Source organism: Aureimonas sp. OT7 (assembly GCF_014844055.1).
Taxonomy (GTDB): domain Bacteria; phylum Pseudomonadota; class Alphaproteobacteria; order Rhizobiales; family Rhizobiaceae; genus Aureimonas; species Aureimonas altamirensis_A.
Genome location: NZ_CP062167.1, coordinates 957,255 through 976,525, shown reverse-complemented (window position 1 = coordinate 976,525; position 19,271 = coordinate 957,255). Strand labels below are relative to the sequence as shown.

Annotated in this window: 18 protein-coding genes; 11 read left to right on the top strand and 7 right to left on the bottom strand. The window is 65.7% G+C overall.

The annotated features are described in order from the left end of the window. Positions 1-4 precede the first annotated feature (4 nt). The 4 genes from IGS74_RS04710 to IGS74_RS04695 all read right to left on the bottom strand — a co-directional run bounded on the left by IGS74_RS04710 (position 5) and on the right by IGS74_RS04695 (position 4,965). On the bottom strand, positions 5-559 hold the full coding sequence (locus tag IGS74_RS04710) for a GNAT family N-acetyltransferase (RefSeq protein WP_192389770.1): 555 nt from the start codon (positions 557-559) through the stop codon (positions 5-7). Between the two features lie 137 nt (positions 560-696). Beyond that, positions 697-1,476 (bottom strand): Bax inhibitor-1/YccA family protein, encoded by a 780-nt coding sequence (locus tag IGS74_RS04705; RefSeq protein WP_192389769.1) that lies wholly within the window; start codon positions 1,474-1,476, stop codon positions 697-699. 208 nt (positions 1,477-1,684) lie between these two features. Continuing rightward, positions 1,685-4,174, bottom strand: coding sequence for an ABC transporter permease (locus IGS74_RS04700; protein WP_246723113.1), 2,490 nt, complete (start codon positions 4,172-4,174; stop codon positions 1,685-1,687). A gap of 95 nt (positions 4,175-4,269) precedes the next feature. Next, positions 4,270-4,965, bottom strand: a complete 696-nt coding sequence (locus IGS74_RS04695; RefSeq protein WP_192389765.1) for an ABC transporter ATP-binding protein — start codon at positions 4,963-4,965, stop codon at positions 4,270-4,272. 79 nt (positions 4,966-5,044) lie between these two features. Between IGS74_RS04695 and IGS74_RS04690 the strand changes: the two genes are divergently transcribed. The 7 genes from IGS74_RS04690 (at position 5,045) to IGS74_RS04660 (ending at position 10,059) form a co-directional block, all read left to right on the top strand. After that, positions 5,045-5,707, top strand: a complete 663-nt coding sequence (locus IGS74_RS04690; RefSeq protein ID WP_192389763.1) for an arylesterase — start codon at positions 5,045-5,047, stop codon at positions 5,705-5,707. 87 nt (positions 5,708-5,794) lie between these two features. Beyond that, positions 5,795-6,373: an RNA 2',3'-cyclic phosphodiesterase gene (gene thpR / locus IGS74_RS04685; protein WP_192389761.1), complete on the top strand. Its 579-nt coding sequence runs from the start codon at positions 5,795-5,797 to the stop codon at positions 6,371-6,373. 50 nt (positions 6,374-6,423) lie between these two features. Next, positions 6,424-6,849, top strand: coding sequence for a YkvA family protein (locus IGS74_RS04680; RefSeq protein ID WP_192389759.1), 426 nt, complete (start codon positions 6,424-6,426; stop codon positions 6,847-6,849). Between the two features lie 197 nt (positions 6,850-7,046). Next, the gene (locus tag IGS74_RS04675) at positions 7,047-7,550 is read left to right on the top strand and encodes an invasion associated locus B family protein (RefSeq protein WP_039190408.1); all 504 of its coding nucleotides are present in this window, start codon (positions 7,047-7,049) and stop codon (positions 7,548-7,550) included. 156 nt (positions 7,551-7,706) lie between these two features. After that, positions 7,707-8,912, top strand: coding sequence for a 23S rRNA (adenine(2503)-C(2))-methyltransferase RlmN (gene rlmN, locus IGS74_RS04670; RefSeq protein WP_192389757.1), 1,206 nt, complete (start codon positions 7,707-7,709; stop codon positions 8,910-8,912). Between the two features lie 6 nt (positions 8,913-8,918). After that, complete coding sequence (locus IGS74_RS04665; protein ID WP_192389748.1) at positions 8,919-9,353, top strand: hypothetical protein; 435 nt, start codon at positions 8,919-8,921, stop codon at positions 9,351-9,353. Between the two features lie 43 nt (positions 9,354-9,396). After that, the gene (locus IGS74_RS04660; protein ID WP_192391349.1) at positions 9,397-10,059 is read left to right on the top strand and encodes a glutathione S-transferase; all 663 of its coding nucleotides are present in this window, start codon (positions 9,397-9,399) and stop codon (positions 10,057-10,059) included. Between the two features lie 3 nt (positions 10,060-10,062). Here the strand turns inward: IGS74_RS04660 and IGS74_RS04655 are convergent, their stop codons facing one another. Next, the gene (locus IGS74_RS04655) at positions 10,063-10,716 is read right to left on the bottom strand and encodes a LysE family translocator (RefSeq protein ID WP_348641883.1); all 654 of its coding nucleotides are present in this window, start codon (positions 10,714-10,716) and stop codon (positions 10,063-10,065) included. A gap of 119 nt (positions 10,717-10,835) precedes the next feature. Here IGS74_RS04655 and IGS74_RS04650 point away from each other — a divergent pair, with 119 nt between their 5' ends. Together IGS74_RS04650 and IGS74_RS04645 are read left to right on the top strand one after the other, a co-directional pair. Then, positions 10,836-12,053 (top strand): argininosuccinate synthase, encoded by a 1,218-nt coding sequence (locus IGS74_RS04650; protein ID WP_192389746.1) that lies wholly within the window; start codon positions 10,836-10,838, stop codon positions 12,051-12,053. A gap of 226 nt (positions 12,054-12,279) precedes the next feature. Then, positions 12,280-13,287, top strand: coding sequence for an LLM class flavin-dependent oxidoreductase (locus IGS74_RS04645; protein ID WP_192389744.1), 1,008 nt, complete (start codon positions 12,280-12,282; stop codon positions 13,285-13,287). Here IGS74_RS04645 and IGS74_RS04640 read toward each other — a convergent pair. Both IGS74_RS04640 and IGS74_RS04635 read right to left on the bottom strand, forming a co-directional pair. Beyond that, entirely contained in the window at positions 13,262-14,452 is a 1,191-nt protein-coding gene (locus IGS74_RS04640) for a multidrug effflux MFS transporter (RefSeq protein WP_192389742.1), read from the bottom strand. The two genes, IGS74_RS04645 and IGS74_RS04640, sit on opposite strands and share 26 nt — an antisense overlap. Positions 14,453-14,469: 17 nt before the next feature. After that, complete coding sequence (locus IGS74_RS04635; protein WP_192389740.1) at positions 14,470-14,973, bottom strand: MarR family transcriptional regulator; 504 nt, start codon at positions 14,971-14,973, stop codon at positions 14,470-14,472. 139 nt (positions 14,974-15,112) lie between these two features. Between IGS74_RS04635 and IGS74_RS04630 the strand changes: the two genes are divergently transcribed. Then, entirely contained in the window at positions 15,113-17,167 is a 2,055-nt protein-coding gene (locus IGS74_RS04630; RefSeq protein ID WP_246722927.1) for a M3 family metallopeptidase, read from the top strand. Positions 17,168-17,317: 150 nt separating this feature from the next. Then, positions 17,318-19,150, top strand: a complete 1,833-nt coding sequence (gene typA / locus IGS74_RS04625) for a translational GTPase TypA (RefSeq protein ID WP_192389738.1) — start codon at positions 17,318-17,320, stop codon at positions 19,148-19,150. Positions 19,151-19,271 lie beyond the last annotated feature (121 nt).

Genomic DNA, 19,271 nt, shown 5'->3' with positions numbered 1-19,271 from the left:
GGCGCTACAGGGTGCCGGGATAGCGGTGCTCGTCGGGCAGGGAATGCCGTCCATCGCCGAGGCGCATCTGCATGAAGACGGTGTCGATCCAGCGGCCGAACTTGAAGCCGGATCCTTCGAACACGCCGATCATGCCGAAACCCGCGCGCTCGTGCAGCCGGATCGACGGGGCATGGTCCGATCCGCCGATGACGGCGATCATCTGGCGGAAGCCCTTTTCCGTGCACAGCTCCAGAAGACGCATCAGCAAGGCGCGCCCGATGCCCTTGCCGTGGTGGCTGGGGTCTATGTAGATGGAATCCTCCACCGACCAGCGATAGGCCGGGCGGGCCCGGAAAGGGCCGGCATAGGCGTAGGCGACGACCTCGCCCGCCGCCGAAACCGCCACGATGTACGGATAATTCTGGGTCAGGAGCGTCTGCATCCGGGCGGCCATCTCCGCCTCGTCGGGCGGCGTCACCTCGAAGGTTGCCGTGCCGTGCAGAACCGCATGGCGATAGATCGCGGTGATGGCCGGAATATCGGCCGGGGTGGCGTCGCGGAGGGTAAAGGCGCTCATGGATCGATTCCCCATCGGTGTCGCCACGCTTCTACGCCCGTGCATACCGGGCTTTCAATCCGCATGCCCTTGCGCCGGCACGAAAAAGGGCGGCCCTTGCGGACCGCCCTCCGATGAGGCCGTGATGCGCGTTCAGTTTATTCGCGGTTGCCGAAAAGCTGCAGCAGCATCATGAACATGTTGATGAAGTTAAGGTAGAGGCTGAGCGCGCCCATGACGGCCTTGCGGCCACCGGCCAGGACGTCGTCGCCCTCGTAATACATCTCCTTGATGCGCTGCGTGTCGTAGGCCGTGAGACCCGCGAACACCAGCACGCCGATCACCGACACGGCGAAGCCGAGCGCCGACGAGGCGAGGAAGATGTTGACGACCATGGCGATGACCACGCCGATGAGGCCCATGAACAGGAAGGAGCCCCAGCCGGAGATGTCACGCTTGGTGGTGTAGCCCCACAGCGAGAGCGAGCCGAAGGCCGCCGCCGTGATGAAGAACACCTGGACGATCGACTCCTGCGTAAAGACGAGGAAGATCGTCGACAGCGACAGGCCGACAAGCGCTGCATAAGCCCAGAAGGTCGCCTGTGCCGCGCCGACCGACATGCGGTGGACACGGAACGACAGGAAGAAGACCAGCGCCAGCGGTGCCAGCATCAGCACCCAGCGCAGAGGCGAGGTGAAGAGGGCGATGCCGAGAGGCGTCAGCCAGAGATCCGGGCGCACCTGAGCGCCGCCTTCGACGGGAGCGCCGCTGGTGGCCATCATGAACAGGCCGTAGGCCGCCACACCCGTGATCGCCAGACCCATTGCCATAAGGTTGTAAACCTTGAGCATGTAGGCGCGCAGGCCCGGGTCGATCGTGGCGTCGGCGCGGCTACCGGCAGCGGGAACGCGTGCCCCGTAATTCCGATAATCAGCCATGGGTTTCCTAATTCCTTTCTGCGTGTTCCGTCCGGTGTCGGGCGCGAAGACGGGCTCGCACACCGAGGCGCCGCTGGCGGAACCCCCAGCAGTCCTGCCTGAAATATGCGGAACCTTGCTCCTCTATACAAGGGTATCCAAGGTTGCAGACCGGCTGCCGTGCCCCTCCGGGCGATTAAATTTACGTTATCTGGGGCTTTCGCCGATCCTAGAGTGTCCGCAACACCGGCGCGGCCTTGCGTCCCAGCACCCGCCATGTGCCCGCAAGGCCAAGGCCGATGGTCAGGAGAAGCGAGACCAGAAGCGTCGCAAGTCCCACGCCCCAGTCGAAGCGGTAAGGCAACTGCATGATGGTGGAGACCACGAAGGACGAGGCGAGCGCGCCTGCGCCGATGGCGAAGACCGCCGTGCCGACACCGAGCAGCAGATATTCCGTGACATAGGCGCGGATGAGCGTGGCGCGTGTGGCGCCCAGCGTCTTCAGCACGACGGCGTCGTGTACGCGCCCGCGATTGCCGGCCGCCAGAGCCCCGGCCAGCACGAAGACGGAAGCCACCAGCGCCACCGCCGCGGCCGCCCGGATGGCCAGGGCCAGTTGCGCGATGATCTGATTGACGGCATCCAGCGCGTCGCGTACCCGCACCGCGGTCACGGCGGGGAAATCGTCGCCGAGGCCGCGCAGAACGGCTTGCTCGGCCTCGGGCGTATCTTCGCCCATGCGCAGGGTCGCCAGCGCGGTGTGCGGCGCGCCGGCGAACGTATTGGGCGAGAAGACCATGACGAAGTTGATCGACAGGCTTTGCCATTCGACACGGCGCAGATTGGCGATGCGTGCGGTAACATTGCGGCCAAGCACGTTGACGGTGACCGTGTCGCCGATCTTCAGCCCCAGTTGTCCGGCCTCTTCCGCCGCGAAGGACACGAGGTTTTCGCCGGCGTAGTCGGCCGGCCACCACTCTCCCTCCGTCAGGGTGGAGGCCGGCGGCATCTGCGTGGAATAGGTCAGGCCCCTGTCGCCGCGCAGCACCCATGCGCCTTCCGCCGGTATGGCCATGTCCCGGACATTGGTGCCATTCAGCTCGACGATGCGCCCGCGCAGCATCGGCACGGATTCCAGCTCGCTGCCGGGGGCCAATGCCAGCACCGCCTCGCCGAAGCCCTGCGCCTCGGCCGACTGGATATCGAAGAAGAAGAAATTGGGGGCCCGTTCGGCCAGGTTGGTGCTGATTTCGTTGCGCAAATTATTGTCGATGGTCGCCAGCGTGACCAGCAGCGTCAGCCCCAGCCCCAGGGACAGCACCACCGAGGAGGTCAGCGCCCCCGGGCGGTGGATGTTGCCGATGGCAAGGCGCAGTGCGGTGGAGCGTACGCGCGGCTCGGCGCGGGCCAGCCACTGGATGGCCAGCGCCACCACGCGCAGGATGACGAAGGCGACGGCCGTGGATGCCAGGAAGATGCCGGCGATCCGCCGATCGTCTGCCATGAACAGCGCGATGGCCGAAACCAGCACCGCAAGGCCGAGCGCCCCGGCCAGGAACGGCCAGTGCATCCGCAGGCCGCCGCCGGCGCCGGTATCGCGGAACAGGGCGGCGGCACCGATGTCGCGGGTGCGCCCAAGCGGCAGGAGGGCGAAGGCAAGCGCCGTCATGTAGCCGAACGCCGCCGCGACCAGAAGCGCCACGGGATAGACTTCCGGCCGCGTTTCCACCGGGATGGCCGCCTCCAGGAAGCCGGCAGCGACGAAGGGGGCGATCGCACCCAGAGCGAGCCCCAGCGCTACGCCGATGCTGGCCAGCGCCAGGACCTGGATGAGATAGATGGACACGACGAAATTGCCGCCGCCGCCGAGGCTCTTGAAGGTGGCGATGACGGTGCGCTTGGAATCCAGATAGGCGTTGACGGCGTTGGCTATGCCGACGCCGCCCACGATCAGCGCCGTCAGTCCGACGAGCGTCAGGAACTGCGAGAAGCGCTCGATATTGCGCTGCAGGGCGGGCGCGGCACGGTCGTAGGGCCGTATGCTCCAGCCCGCTTCCGGAAAGCGCGCCTCGGCCTGCTCCGTCACCTGAGCGGCGGTGACACCGTCAGGAAGCCTGACTTTATAGTCGTATTCAACGAGGCTGCCGGGCTGCAACAGCCCCGTGCGCTGCAGGGCATCGAGCCCGATCATCAGGCGCGGTGCGAAGACGAAGCCATCGGAGAGCCGGTCCGGTTCCGTCAGCAGCCGGGCGCGCAGCTCGAACTCCTGCGACCCGACGCGTATGCGCGCTCCGGGGGCGATGTCCAGCCGCGTGAACAGCTCGGGCGCGGCCACCGCGCCGGCAACACCGTCCCGATCGGCCAGAAGCTCGGCAAGGGAAGCGTCGGAATCGGTCTCGACAGCACCGTAGAGCGGATAGGCCCCATCGACTGCCTTGACCTCGCTGATGGTCTGGTCGCGGCCATCGGCCAGCCGCGCCATGGAGCGCAGCTGCGCACTTTCGCCCACCGGCCCGGCCGCTTCCAGGAAGGCGCGCTCCTCTTCGCTGGCCTGGCGCTGCGGCAGGCTGAAGCGGATATCGCCGCCGAGGATGATGCGGCCCTCGCGCTCGATGGCCTCGGTCATCATGCGGGAGACGGAGTTGACGGCGGCGATGGAGGCGACGCCCAGCGTCAGGCAGGCAAGAAAGATGATGAAGCCCGACAGGCCGCCGCGCATTTCCCGAAGGGCGAAGCGCAGCGCCAGCCGAAGATTTCCCGCCGGCCGCGCCGGTGGACGCACGGCGCCTGCCGCTTCATTGCCGGCCAGCGCGCTCATGCGGCCTGCACCGGAGCGTTCGTGCCCTGGATGCGCCCGTCGCGCACCGAGACCTGGCGGGCGCAGCGCGCCGCCAGCGCGGCATCGTGCGTGACGAGAACCATGGTCATGTGCCGACGCCGAACCTCCGAAAACAGAAGGTCCGCCACGAGGCGGCCGGTTTCGGCATCGAGATTGCCCGTCGGCTCGTCGGCGATCAGGATCGCCGGCTCCGGCGCAAGGGCCCTTGCCAGCGCTACGCGCTGCTGCTCGCCACCCGAAAGCGCCCCCGGATAATGATCGAGGCGATGGCCGAGGCCCACAGCCTCCAGTTCCCGGGCGGCCCGGGCGAAAGCATCCGGCGCCCCCGCCAGTTCCAGCGGCACGGCGACGTTTTCGATGGCCGTCATGTTGGGAATGAGGTGGAACGACTGGAAGACGATGCCGATATTGCGCCCGCGAAAGGCCGCCAGCCTGTCTTCGGAAAGGCCTTCGAGCGACTGACCGGCAACTTCGACGAGGCCGGAATCGGCCCGCTCGAGCCCGGCCAGGACCATCAGCAAAGTCGATTTACCGGAGCCCGACGGGCCGACGACGCCAAGCGATTCGCCCCGCCCGACCGTCAGCTCCATCCCCTTGAGTACATGGACCGCGCTGCCGCCGGCGCCCAAGGTCAGGTGAACATTTCGTAACCGGATCGCCATTTCAGCCAAGACGCCGTCATCCTATATGCCTGCGGACCATGGAGGATAACGCCATCAAGGCGCCTCGAAAACGGGATATGGGTATCGAATGCGGCAAAATCACTTCCTGGTCCCCGTGCTGGCCGCCCTTTTGCTTTTGTCCCCTCACTTTTTTGCGACTGCGAGGGCGCAGGAGGCGGGCCCGGTGGAAATCGTCGCCTTTGGCGACAGCCTTTCGGCGGGCTATGGCGTGGGCCCGGGCGAGGCGTTTCCGGACCAGCTCGAAGCGGCCTTGCGGGATAAGGGATACGATGTGCGGGTCGTCAATGCCGGCGTGTCCGGCGACACGACCACCGGAGGCCTGGCCCGGCTGGATTGGTCGGTGCCGGACAGTGCCGACATCGTCATCGTGGAACTGGGGGCCAACGACGCATTGCGCGGAATCCAGCCCGACATCACCCGAGCGAACCTGTCCGACATCGTCGCGCGCCTGAAGGCACGTGCGGATACCAGCGTGCTCCTGACCGGAATGCTGGCGCCGCCGAACATGGGCGAAGAGTTCGCAAGCGCCTTCAACCCGATCTTTCCGGATATCGCACGGCAATACGATGTGCCCTTCTATCCGTTCTTCCTGGATGGGGTGGCCGGTGTCACGCGCCTGAACCAGGCCGACTACATGCACCCGACCGGCGATGGGATCGCCGAGATCGTGCGGCGGATCCTGCCCAGCGTCGAACCCCTCATTCAGCAGCATCGCGGGATTTCCCCATGATATCGCAGTGCGGTGCTTGCGGTGAAACCGATTGAGTGATTCCCTTTCCAAAGTGCGAGACATGCTCGAAGCAGAAGGAAACACTTCATGCCGCGACTGTTCACTGCCATCGAGATCCCGCGGGATGCGGCGCTCTGTCTATCCTTCCTCAGGGGCGGGCTGCCGTCCGCGCGGTGGATCGACACCGAAAACTACCATCTGACCCTGCGCTTCATCGGCGATGTCGATTGCCGCACCGCGGACGAAGTGGTCGCCGAACTCGACCGGGTCGCTCGCCCGAGTTTCGAGTTGACGTTGCGCGGAGTTGGCGCCTTCGGGTCGAAGAAGCCGCATTCCATCTATGCCGGGGCGGTCCCCTCGCCCGGGCTGGACACGCTGCAGGCCGATGTCGACCGGGCATGCCGCAGGGCCGGCATCGCACCCAACGCGCAAAAATTCGTACCGCATGTGACGCTGGCGCGGCTGCGCCACCCAAAGGGCGAGGACGTCGCGCGCTATCTGTCCGGACGGGGCAATTTTCGCTCGCCGTCCTTCCAGGTGGGTCGCTTCGTGCTCTACTCGTCGCGCGATTCCGTTGGTGGCGGCCCCTATCTCCTGGAAGAAGCGTTCAAACTGGGGGAACCGGTATCGCGCCGCGCACCGGAGCATGCGGCCGTTCCGGCATGATGCCGGTTTCGACCCTTGGTCGGCGCCTGGCACTTCCTATCTAACCTGACATGAAACGACCGAGCCTTCCCGCCCTGCCGCTCGACCGGCAGAAGATCGCAGAGATCCTGCGCCCGGCCGATGCCGGGCAGCAGGCGCGGCAGAAGCGGCGCGTGATGCGCTCGTTCCTGTCCACCGTGCGTCGCGCCGCAAGCGCGATCCCTTTCACGCGCGATCTCGCCGCCTCCTACTACTGCGCGATCGACCCCGAGACGCCGCTCGCCTCGCGCGGCATCCTTCTGGCGGCGCTAGCCTATTTCGTCATGCCGGCCGATCTCGTCCCGGACCTGATGCCGCTGATCGGCTTTACCGACGACGCCGCGGTGCTGATGGCCGCGATCACGGCCGTGCGGGCCAATATCCGGCCCGAGCATTACGACCGCGCCCGCGCACTCCTGGACAGCGAGACGGACGAGGCGGACACCCGAACACCTTGATGCGAGGCCATGGTCTGGACACGGTCTCGCCGCTTTCTTCGGTTTCGTGCGTTCCGTTGCCCCGGAGATTCCAATCGTCGCCGGACCGATGTTTACGGTCCGGAAAGGCTCTTGGACCTAATTTCCGGGCAGATCGCGATTAAGACGCGAAGTCGCGCCCCGGCGCGAGCTAATCGAAATTGATCATGCGGGGAACCATGTCCTTGAAGAAAGTCTTGACGGCAGCCAGTCTCCTTGTCGTCCTTTCCACCGCCGCCGTCGCCCAGACTCCGACCCGCCTGCAGCAGTTCAACGACTGGGGCACCTATTCCTACACGGCCGGCGGCAACAAGGTGTGCTACGTCCTGTCGACGCCGAAGACGAAGGAACCGGCCAGCGTCAATCATGGCGACATCTTCTTCCTCGTCTCCCAGAAGCCGGGCCAGGCCGCCGCGTACGAGCCGCAGGTCGTCATGGGTTATCCCATGCGCGAAGGCTCCAAGGTCACCGTGACGGTCGATACGCGCAAGTTCACGCTGTTCACGCGGGGCGAGTCGGCCTGGGTCGAGAATCCGTCGGAGGAGCCGCAGCTCGTCTCGGCGATGCGCAACGGCCGCTCGATGTCGGTGGACGCCACATCGGCTCGCGGAACCAACACCAAATACACCTACTCGCTGGCTGGCATCACCGCTGCGATGAACTCCATCGGCAACTGCCGCTGACGCTGGGTGGCGGGGGCAAACCCGTTGGAGCGCAAAGGAATTTTGCGCTCCTCCTTGCGAAATTCTGCCAAAACGCGCATGTGAGTGTCCATTCGTCAGACACCGAAGACCGATGAAGGCGTGCCTGGCCAAAGGCCGACGCCCGAAAGCGAGCCCATGAGCGTGAGCATCGACCTGGCCGGGCACAACCGCCCGGCACCGGAAAAAGCGCCCGAGCGCCAGTCCCTTCTGGGCCTGTCGCGCGAGAGCCTGGCCGAGCGCCTGCGCGGCATCGGCGTGCCCGAAAAGCAGCTCCGCATGCGGGCAGGCCAGCTTTGGCACTGGCTCTATGTGCGCGGCGTCGACGATTTTTCCGCCATGGCCAATATCTCCAAGGATCTGCGCACGGCGCTGGCCGACAATTTCGAGATCGCCCGTCCGGAAATCGTGGAAGAGCAGATTTCGGTGGACGGGACCCGCAAGTGGCTGTTCCGCTTTCCGGCGCGCGGCGCCGGACGCCCGGTCGAGATCGAAACCGTCTATATCCCCGAAGAGGGGCGCGGCACGCTCTGCGTATCGTCCCAGGTCGGCTGCACCCTCACCTGCACCTTCTGCCATACGGGCACGCAGCGCCTCGTGCGCAACCTGACCGAAGGCGAGATCGTCGGGCAGATCCTGACCGCGCGGGAGCGATTGGGCGACCTGCCGGAGGCCGACACGCCGATGGGCGCCATCGTGCCGTCCGACGGGCGGCTCGTATCGAACATCGTGATGATGGGCATGGGCGAGCCGCTGTACAATTTCGACAACGTCAAGCAGGCGCTGGCCGTGGCGTCCGATGGTGACGGCTTGGCGCTGTCCAAGCGCCGCATCACCCTGTCCACCTCCGGGGTCGTCCCGATGATCGGGCGGACCGGCGACGAGATGGGCGTGATGCTGGCCATCTCGCTTCATGCCGTGCGCGACGAATTGCGCGATGTGCTCGTGCCGATCAACAAGAAGTACCCGCTGGACGAGCTCGTGGCCGCCTGCCGGTCTTATCCTGGCCTGTCCAATGCGCGGCGCATCACCTTCGAGTATGTGATGTTGAAGGGCGTCAACGACAGCCTTGCCGACGCAAGGGAGCTCGTGCGCCTGCTGAGGGGCATTCCGGCCAAGATCAATTTGATACCCTTCAATCCCTGGCCCGGAACGGACTATGAGTGCTCCGACTGGGACCAGATCGAGCGGTTCGCCGACCTCGTCAACGATGCCGGCTACGCCTCTCCCATCCGCACGCCGCGGGGCCGGGATATCTTCGCCGCATGCGGCCAGTTGAAATCGGAATCGGAGCGGATGAAAAAAGCCGACAGGCTCGCGCTGGCTGCGGCGGTGGCCGGCTGACGATCCATGCGGGCGGTGCTGCGCTTCCTGTTCGTCATTCCCCTGGCCTTCGTCTTCGCCTGCTATGGCGCGGCCTTCGCGCTTCTCTGGCCATTCATCGAGGTGCCGGCGACGATCGGCGACGATCCCTTCCGCATGGTCGAGATGTTCTTCGTCTTCACGGCACAGGCCGCGCAGGTCGGCTCCGTGGCATTGCTGCCCTGGGCCATCTTCATGTTGGCCACCGAGATCATGGGGTGGCGCTCGCTTCTGTTGCACGCCGCGATCGGACTTGCATCCGGCTTCGTCGCCCTGCGCCTGGCCTATGACGGGGCCATGCCGCCGATGGCCATCCAGACGGCCATCTTTCTGGCAGGGCTCGCTTTCGGGATGATCTACTGGATCGTCGCCGGACGGGCAGCCGGATCGTGGCGACGCAAGCCGGGTCCGCCCATCGCTTGATCCGCCTCTTGCCGATCGGGCGCCGCGCCCGATCTTCATGCGCATGTTGACGATCCATCACCTGAACAATTCCCGCTCGCAGCGGGTCCTGTGGCTTCTGGAGGAGCTCGAGCTCCCCTACGAAATCCGCCATTACCAGCGCGGCGCGGACATGCAGGCACCTGCGGAGCTGCGCCAGCTGCACCCGCTGGGCAAGTCGCCTGTCCTGACGGAGGGGGCCTTTACGCTGGCTGAAACGGGCGCCATCGTCACCTACATCCTCGAAACGCATGCGCGCGGACGCATGGTCCCGGCGCAGGGCAGCCCCGACTACTGGCGCTACCAGCATTTCCTGCACCACGCGGAAGGAACGGCCATGCCGCCGCTGCTTCTGAAGCTCGTTCTGGCAACGGTGACGAAGAAAACGCCGGCTTTGGTGCGGCCCGTGGTTGGCAAGGCGATGCAGGCGACGGACGAGGGCTTCGTGACGCCGCAGATCGAAAGAAACCTTGCCTACTGGGACCGATCCCTTGCGGATACAGGCTGGTTTGCCGGACCGGATATCAGCGCCGCCGATGTCATGATGAGCTTTCCGGTGGAGGCGGCCGCATCGCGGGCCGACCTGTCCGGCTACGGCAACCTGACCGGTTTCCTGTCGCGGATCCACGCCCGCCCCGCCTACCGCGCGGCGCTGGACAAGGGCGGGCCCTACGCCTTCGCTGAATAGGCCTTAGGCCCGCGCCAGCATCAGCTTTACCGCGAAGGCCGAGAACACCGAGGCGAAAAGCCAGTCGAGCGCACGAGAAGCTCTCTGGCTGCGACGCAGCAGCAGCGCGACCCGATCGGCCATGAGGATGACGCCGATGCAGACGCACAACCCGATCGCAACGAAGGTGAGTCCCAGGAAGGCCAGCTTCGCGGCGGCATGCGGATCGCTGGCGGCCACGAACTGCGGCAGGAATGTCAGGAAGAACAGGATGATCTTCGGGTTGAGGAGGTTGACCGCGAGGCCGGCGCGCCAGTTGCGGCTGAAGCCCAGATAGGCCGATCTGCCCAGCGCGACGGCCGGAGCCGAGCCGTTGCGCACGGCCTGTACCGCAAGGAAGATCAAATAGGCGACGCCCGCCAGCTTCAGCAGGGCGAAAGCCTGGGGCGAAGCCGCCAACAGGGCCGCGAGACCCAGCGCCACCAGCGTCGTATGGACTATGATTCCGGTGAGCGCGCCGAACATGCACGCGAAACCGGCCCTGCGCCCCTGAGCAATGGTACGCGACAGGAACAGGACCATGTCGGGCCCGGGCGTAACGGCCAGCACGAAGGAGGCGACGGCGAAGCTGGCAAGCGCGGCGGCATCGGGCAGGAAGGTCATGACGGCATGGTCCATCGGCTGTAAGGGCGCTCGTATAGACCCTGGCTCCCCCGCATTCCACGGCTTTCTTCCGGCCCGCATCTCCTGTAGAGCGCATGGCGATGATCTGCGACGACACAAGGAAAGTGAGCAGCATGGCCGCGCATCGCGATGTCAAGAAAGTCGTTCTCGCCTATTCCGGAGGTCTCGACACCTCCATCATCCTGAAATGGCTGCAGACGGAATATGGCGCGGAGGTCGTCACCTTCACCGCGGATCTCGGCCAGGGCGAGGAGCTGGAACCGGCCCGCAAGAAGGCCGAGCTGATGGGTATCAAGGATATCCGCATCGAGGACGTGCGGGAGGAATTCGTCCGCGACTTCGTCTTCCCGATGTTTCGCGCCAATGCCCTGTATGAAGGCACCTACCTTCTGGGAACCTCCATCGCCCGCCCGCTGATCTCCAAGCGGCTGGTGGAGATCGCAGCGGAAACGGGCGCCGACGCCATCGCCCACGGCGCCACCGGCAAGGGCAACGACCAGGTCCGCTTCGAACTGTCGGCCTACGCCCTGAACCCGGATATCAAGGTGATCGCGCCGTGGCGCGAATGGGAGCTCAAGTCCCGCACCCAGCTCATCGATTTCGCCGAAAAGCACCAGATCCCCGTGCCGAAGGACAAGCGCGGTGAAGCGCCCTTCTCGGTGGACGCCAATCTCCTGCACTCCTCGTCCGAGGGCAAGGTGCTGGAAGACCCGAACGAAGAGCCGCCGGCCTATGTCTTCCAGCGAACGGTGAGCCCGGAAGAGGCGCCAGACACGCCGACCGTCGTCAAGATCGGTTTCAAGCGCGGCGATGCCGTGTCGATCGGCGGCAAGGCGCTGCCGCCGCACGAAATTCTTGCCGCTCTCAACGACCTCGGCCGCGACAACGGGATCGGCCGGCTGGATCTGGTGGAAAACCGCTTCGTCGGCATGAAGTCTCGTGGCATCTACGAAACGCCGGGCGGCACCATTCTCATCGCGGCGCACCGTGCCATCGAAAGCCTGACGCTGGACCGCGGGGCGGCGCACCTGAAGGACGAATTGATGCCCCGCTATGCGGAGCTGATCTATAACGGCTTCTGGTTCTCGCCCGAGCGCGAGATGCTGCAGGCGCTGATCGACAAGAGCCAGGAGCATGTCGAGGGCACCGTGACGCTGAAGCTTTACAAGGGCAACGTCATCGTCATCGGGCGGGAAAGCGACAAGTCGCTCTACTCCGACGCGCTCGTCACCTTCGAGGACGACCACGGCGCCTACGACCAGAAGGATGCGGCCGGGTTCATCCGCCTCAACGCACTGCGCCTGCGCACCCTGGCCAAGCGCGACCGCTGAGCGGCGCAAGGCCTGCAAGCGATGGGCCCGGCCTGGCCGGGCCCGTCGAGGGCTCGCCAGGTTACTGAACCCACGCGGCCTCGACGACGACGTCCGGTGTGGCGGCACGTATCGAAGGTTTCCAGTCACCCGGCCGTAATCGCCGGAGAGAACATGACGCGACGCAGCTTAAAATCGGTGACCGCAATGCCCAAATGGGGGAAAAGATAAACCCAAGGTTGAAGCGATGACTGTCTACTCGATGCTGGATCTGGCGCCCGTGCCCGAGGGCGCAACCGTCGCGGAGGCGCTTGGCCGCTCCGCCCGGCTGGCACAGCATGCGGAAGCCCAGGGCTACCATCGGTTCTGGCTGGCCGAGCACCATAACATGCCCGGCATCGCCAGCGCGGCCACCGCGGTGGTGATCGGCCATGTCGCGGCCCATACGAAGACGATCCGCGTCGGCTCGGGCGGGATCATGCTGCCGAACCACGCGCCGCTGGTGATCGCCGAGCAGTTCGGTACGCTGGCCGAGTTGTATCCGGGCCGCATCGATCTGGGGCTCGGGCGCGCGCCCGGCACCGACATGCTGACGGCGCGCGCCCTGCGCCGCAATCTGGAGTCGTCCGACAACTTCCCGCAGGACGTGGTGGAACTGCTCCACTACCTGGACGATGCGGACGAGGGGCAGAAGCTGCGCGCCATTCCGGGCTCCGGGACGCACGTTCCGGTATGGATTCTCGGGTCCAGCCTGTTCGGCGCCCAACTGGCGGCGCATCTGGGCCTGCCCTACGCCTTCGCCTCCCATTTCGCGCCGGCCGCGCTGGACGATGCGGTGGAGGTGTATCGCCAGACGTTCCGCCCATCGGCCTTCCTGGACAAGCCGTACTTCATGCTGGCGGCCAACCTGTTTGCCGCCGCGACAGATGCCGAGGGGCGGAAACTGAAGACATCCATGCAGCTTGCCTTCGCCCAGTTGCGCACCGGCAAGCCCGGCAAGCTGCCGCGGCCGGTGGACGATATCGACGCGGCACTGGACCCGTCGGCCCGCGCCATGGTGGACGAGGCGCTGCGCATCTCCGCCACGGGCAGCCCGCAGTCGGTGCGGGAGCAATTGGCCGGTCTGATCGCGCGGTACCAGCCGGACGAGATCATGTTGAACGGCCAGATCCACGACGAGGCCGCGCGGCTGGAATCGTTCCGCATCGGCGCCGAGGCGATGCAGGCGCTCAACGCCGGACGGCAGGCGGCGTAGCCACGGGACGGCGCAGGGCAAGATAGGCGGCGATCGCCACGCAGGCGAAGGCGGGGATGATCGTGCGCACGGCCAGGACAGGGTCGGGTATGGCGGCCGCGATCAGGCCCCCGACCAGCCCCGTGCCCATCTGCATGAAACCCATCATGGCGGCGGCGGAACCGGCGATCCTCGGAAACGGGGCCAGCGCCGCCGTCGTCATGGCCGGCATTACGAAGCCGATGCCGAAGGCATAGAGGCCGATGGGTATCATCACCTCGATATAGCCCGGTGCGCGCAGCGACAGGACCAGAAGCAACAGTAGCCCGCCGAGGCCGATGGCCAAAAGCCCGGGCACAACGAGCCGTTCCGCCGGCATCCAGCGCATTGACAGCCGCGTCAGCGACGAGCCGAGAAAGAACATGCCCGATTGGGCCAGCATGCCGACGCCGAATTGCTGCGGCGTCAATCCGGCATGGTCGATGAGCACGAAGGGCAGGATCGTGGCCCAGGTGTAGAGCGCCCCGACGGATCCGCCGAGGACGAGGCAGCAGCACAGGAAGGTGCGGTTGCGGGCCAACCGGCCATAGGCCGACAGGATGGCGCGGGGCTTCAGCATTGCGGGGTCGGGCGTGGTCGTCTCGTGCATGGCGCCGAGCACGATGCCGATGACGGCGATGCCGAAGAACAGCATGACCACGAAGATGGCGTGCCAGCCGGCCAGCGCCAGGGTAAAGCCGCCGATGGTGGGCGCGATCGCGGGCCCCAGCGCCAGGATCATGCCGATGGTGCTCATGATGCGCGAGGACGCCTCGCCGGTGAACTGATCGCGCACGATGGCGCGGGCGGTCGCAACGCCGACCGATGCCCCCACACCTTGCAGAAGACGCGCCGCGAGCAGCCATCCGATGGTGGACGCCAGCACGGCGACCAGCGCCCCGGCGATATAGAGGATCATGAAGATGACGGTGGTTCGGCGGCGCCCCAGCGCATCGGACAGCGGCCCGCAGACCAGTTGGGTGACGGCGAAGCCGGCGAAATACAGCGACAGGGACAGCTTGACCAGGGCCGGGTCCGTGTCGAAGGCGTGCGCCAGTTCCGGCATCGCAGGCGTGTAAAGCGCCATGGAAATGGGCCCGATAGCCACCAGGAGCGCGCCGATGACACTCGTCCGCGCTTCGGACATGCGGCCTTTCATGGGCGTTAGAGGACCGGGCGTCCGGTCAGGTCCTCCGGTTTCGACGGGTCGAGGCTGCCCAGAAGCTCCGGGTCGCTCGTCAGGTTCGAGCGAATGCCGATCAACGCCTGGACGCACGCGCGCATGGTCTCTTCGTCGATGTCGCGCGTCGCCTCATCGTAGACTTTTTGAAACAGCGGGCTGAGTTGCTGCATCAGCCGCGCCGCCTCGTCCGTCGGATGGATGATCTTGGCGCGCCTGTCGGTGCGGTCCACCTCGCGGCGGATCAGGCCGCGCGCCTCCAGCCTGTCGAGATAGGCCGACAGCGTCATCGGCTCTATGCCCATCCGCTCCGCCAGCACCGCCTGCCTGGACCCGTGATACCGCAACGCGTGGCCCAGCGTACGCACCTCCCCCGGCGTCAGCCCGCTGCCGCTTTCGGCGATGGTGCGTTCGAATGCCTGCCGGTAAAGCCGCGCACCATCCGACAGAAGGAAGGCAAGGGTGTTGCCGGAGGTAAAATGAGTCACGAGCGACCTTTCCTGTGTTTGCCCGATCGGCCCGTCGAACCACCGGCCGATCCACGGCAGGTCTTTCCACTATCCATGGCCATCCCTAACTGATAGCGCAAATGCAGCCTGTGCAGGAACTATCATTTCGAGGCCCTCCTTGAACACACCACACGACTTAAGTCCATTCGACGCGTCCGTCTTCGATTTCGATGGCCCCGCCGGCCTCCCGGACTTCTCGAAGCTGACCGCCGATCGTTTCGAGCCGGCCTTCGAAGAGGCAATGGCCAGCCATGCGGCCGAGATTTCAGCCATCGCCAATGCGGACGCCCCGCCCAGCTTCGACAACACCGTCGCGGCCATGGAGCGCGCCGGCGCCCTGCTGCGGCGCGTATCGGCCACCTTCCATGCACTGGCCGGCGCCAATACCGACGACGCCCTGCAGGCGGTGGAGCGCGCCGTGTCGCCCCGCCTCTCGCGCCATTCCTCGGCCATCTCGCTGAACGAAGCGTTGTTCGCACGGGTCGACGCGCTTTACGAGGCACGCCACACGCTGGGCCTCGACGCGGAGTCGCTGCGGCTGCTGGAGCGGATGCATCTGGGTTTCGTGCGCAGCGGCGCGCGCCTCGTCGGCAGGGACCGAGACGCACTGGCCGAGATCAATGCACGGCTGTCCGAACTCGGCACCGCCTTCTCCCAGAACGTTCTGGCCGACGAGAAGTCCTATGCTCTCCCGGTGCCCGGGGCGGCGCTGGAAGGCTTGCCGGGCTGGCTCGTCGCCGCCATGGCAGAGGCCGCGCAAGCGCGTGGCATGGCAGGCCATGTCGTGACCTTGTCTCGCTCGCTGATCGTGCCCTTCCTGACCTATTGCCGCGACCGCGCCTTGCGTGAAACGGCCTTCGCCGCCTGGACGGCCAGGGGCGAGCATGACGGCCCGCACGACAACCGGCCCATCATGGCCGAAACGCTGCGCCTGCGCGCCGAGAAGGCGCGGCTGCTGGGCTATGACAGCTTCGCCGCCTTCAAGCTGGACGACAGCATGGCGAAGACGCCGGATGCGGTGCGCACGCTGCTGACGAGCGTCTGGGACAAGGCGCGCGTCCGCGCTGCGGCGGATGCGGAGGCATTGGCGGCGCTGGCGGTGGCGGAAGGCGACAACGCCGCCCTCGCCCCGTTCGACTGGCGCTACTACGCGGAAAAGCGCCGGCAGGCGGAATTTTCTTTCGATGAGGGCGCGCTGAAGCCCTATTTCCAATTGGACCGGATGATCGAGGCGTCGTTCGACGTCGCCAACCTTCTGTTCGGCCTGACATTCGAGCGCATCGAAAACGCGCGGGCATGGCACCCGGATGCCCGCGTCTGGCAGGTGCTGCGTGCCGACGGCTCGACGGTCGGAATCTTCATCGGCGACTATTTCGCCCGTTCCTCCAAACGCTCCGGCGCATGGATGAGCGCGCTGCGTGGGCAGGACAAGCTCGACGGCGGGCATACGCCCATCATCTACAACATCTGCAACTTCGCAAAACCAGCGAAGGGCCAGCCGGCGCTTCTGTCGATGGACGACGCGCGCACCTTGTTCCACGAATTCGGCCATGCGCTGCACGGCCTCCTCTCCGACGTGACGTGGCCTTCATTGTCCGGAACCTCCGTCTCGCGCGATTTCGTCGAACTGCCGTCGCAGCTCTATGAGCATTGGCTCGGCGTACCCGAGATTCTGGAAAGGCATGCCCGCCACGTCGAAACCGGCGAGGCCCTGCCGGCCGAGCTCGTGCGCCGCATGGAAGAGACGCGCAATTTCGACGCCGGCTTCGATACGGTGGAGTTTACCGCATCCGCCCTTGTGGATCTTGCCCTGCATGAAATGGGCCAGGCGCCGGACGACCCGATTGCGGCCGAGGCCGAGGTGCTGGCCCGGATCGGCATGCCGGATGCCATCGTGATGCGGCACCGTTCGCCGCATTTCGCACATGTCTTCTCGGGCGATGGCTACGCTTCGGGCTACTATTCCTACATGTGGTCGGAAGTGCTGGACGCCGACGCCTTCGAGGCATTCACCGAAACGGGGGATCCGTTCGACCCTGCGATGGCGCAGAGCCTGTTGCGGAACATCTATTCGGCCGGCAACAGCCGCCCGGCGGACGTATTGTACCAGGCCTTCCGGGGGCGGATGCCGGATGCCGGCGCGCTGATGCGCAAGCGGGGCCTTGCGGCCTGACGCGATCTCGATGGCGCCACCCTTTCGCGACTGCGAAAGATAGTGTATAGGGGGCGCCAAAGAATAGCGGCACAGTCTTGTCGAGGGTGCTTTCCCAGTGCGGGGAAGCGCCTTTGGTGTGCTTGAACCCCTTTTTCCGAGCGAGATCACATGAAGCTCCGCAATATCGCGATCATTGCGCACGTCGACCATGGAAAGACCACCCTCGTCGATAAGTTGCTCGCACAGTCCGGCTCCGTCCGCGAGAACCAGCGCGTCGAAGAGCGTGCGATGGACTCCAACGACCTTGAAAAGGAGCGCGGCATCACCATTCTCGCCAAGGCGACCTCGGTGGAATGGAAAGACACCCGCATCAACATCGTGGACACGCCGGGCCACGCCGATTTCGGCGGCGAGGTCGAGCGCATCCTGAACATGGTGGACGGCGCGGTCATCCTGGTCGACGCATCGGAAGGCCCGATGCCGCAAACCAAGTTCGTGCTGTCCAAGGCCCTCAAGGTCGGCCTCAAGCCCATCGTGGCGATCAACAAGATCGACCGTCCGGACGAGCGCCACGAGGAAGTGCTGAACGAGATCTTCGACCTGTTCGTCAATCTCGACGCCACGGAAGAGCAACTGGACTTCCCCGTCCTCTACGGCTCCGGCCGCGGCGGCTGGATGGCCGATGCGCCGACCGGCCCGCAGGACCAGGGCCTGGCCCCGCTGTTCGACCTCATCCTCAGCCATGTTCCGGAACCCAGCACCGCCGGCAAGGACGCGCCCTTCGAGATGATCGGCACCATCCTCGAAGCCAACCCGTTCCTCGGCCGCCTCATCACCGGGCGCATCCAGTCCGGCTCCATCCGCCCGAACCAGGCCGTCAAGGTTCTGAGCCGCGACGGCAAGCAGCTGGAAAGCGGCCGCATTTCCAAGATCCTGGCCTTCCGCGGCCTGGAGCGCCAGCCGGTGGAATACGCCGAGGCGGGCGACATCGTGGCCATAGCCGGCCTGCAGAAGGGCACCGTCGCCGACACGTTCTGCGATCCGTCGGTGACCACCGCTCTGGAAGCGCAGCCGATCGACCCGCCGACCGTGACGATGTCGTTCATCGTCAACGACAGCCCGCTGGCCGGCACCGAGGGTGACAAGGTCACCAGCCGCGTCATCCGCGACCGCCTGTTGAAGGAGGCCGAGGGCAACGTGGCCCTGAAGATCGAGGAGTCGGAAGACAAGGACTCGTTCTTCGTGTCCGGCCGCGGCGAGCTGCAACTTGCGGTACTGATCGAGACGATGCGCCGCGAAGGCTTCGAGATCGGCGTTTCGCGCCCGCGCGTCGTGATGCAGAAGGACGAAGCCACTGGCGAGACGCTGGAGCCCATCGAGGAAGTCGTCATCGACGTCGACGAGGAGCATTCCGGCATCGTCGTGCAGAAGATGAGCGAGCGGAAAGCCGAGATGGTGGAGCTGCGCCCCTCGGGCGGCGGCCGCCAGCGCCTGGTGTTCCACGCGCCGACTCGCGGTCTGATCGGCTACCAGTCGGAACTGCTCACCGATACGCGCGGCACGGCCATCATGAACCGGCTGTTCCACTCCTACCAGCCGTACAAGGGCCCCCTGCCGGGCCGCACCAACGGCGTCCTGATCGCCAACGAAGCGGGCGAGGCCGTGGCCTACGCCATGTTCAACCTGGAGGATCGTGGCCCGATGGTGATCGATCCCGGCGTCAAGGTGTATGAGGGGATGATCATCGGCATCCACTCGCGCGACAACGACCTGGAGGTCAATGTCTTGAAGGGCAAGAAGCTCACCAACATCCGCGCCGCCGGCAAGGACGAAGCCGTGAAGCTGACCCCACCCATCCGCATGACGCTGGACCGCGCCTTGTCCTGGATCCAGGATGACGAGCTGGTGGAAGTGACGCCGAAGAACATCCGTCTGCGCAAGCTGTATCTCGACCCGAACGAGCGCAAGCGCTTCGAGAAGAGCCGCAAGGCGGCCGCCTGACATCCCATCGGCCCGGCTGCCTGAACGCAGCCGGGCCCTTTCGAACCTGTGATCGCGATTCAGGCACCCGGAGCCTGTTTTTTGCGCAGAATTTCGCAAATGCGAAAAGCCATGCTTTGCG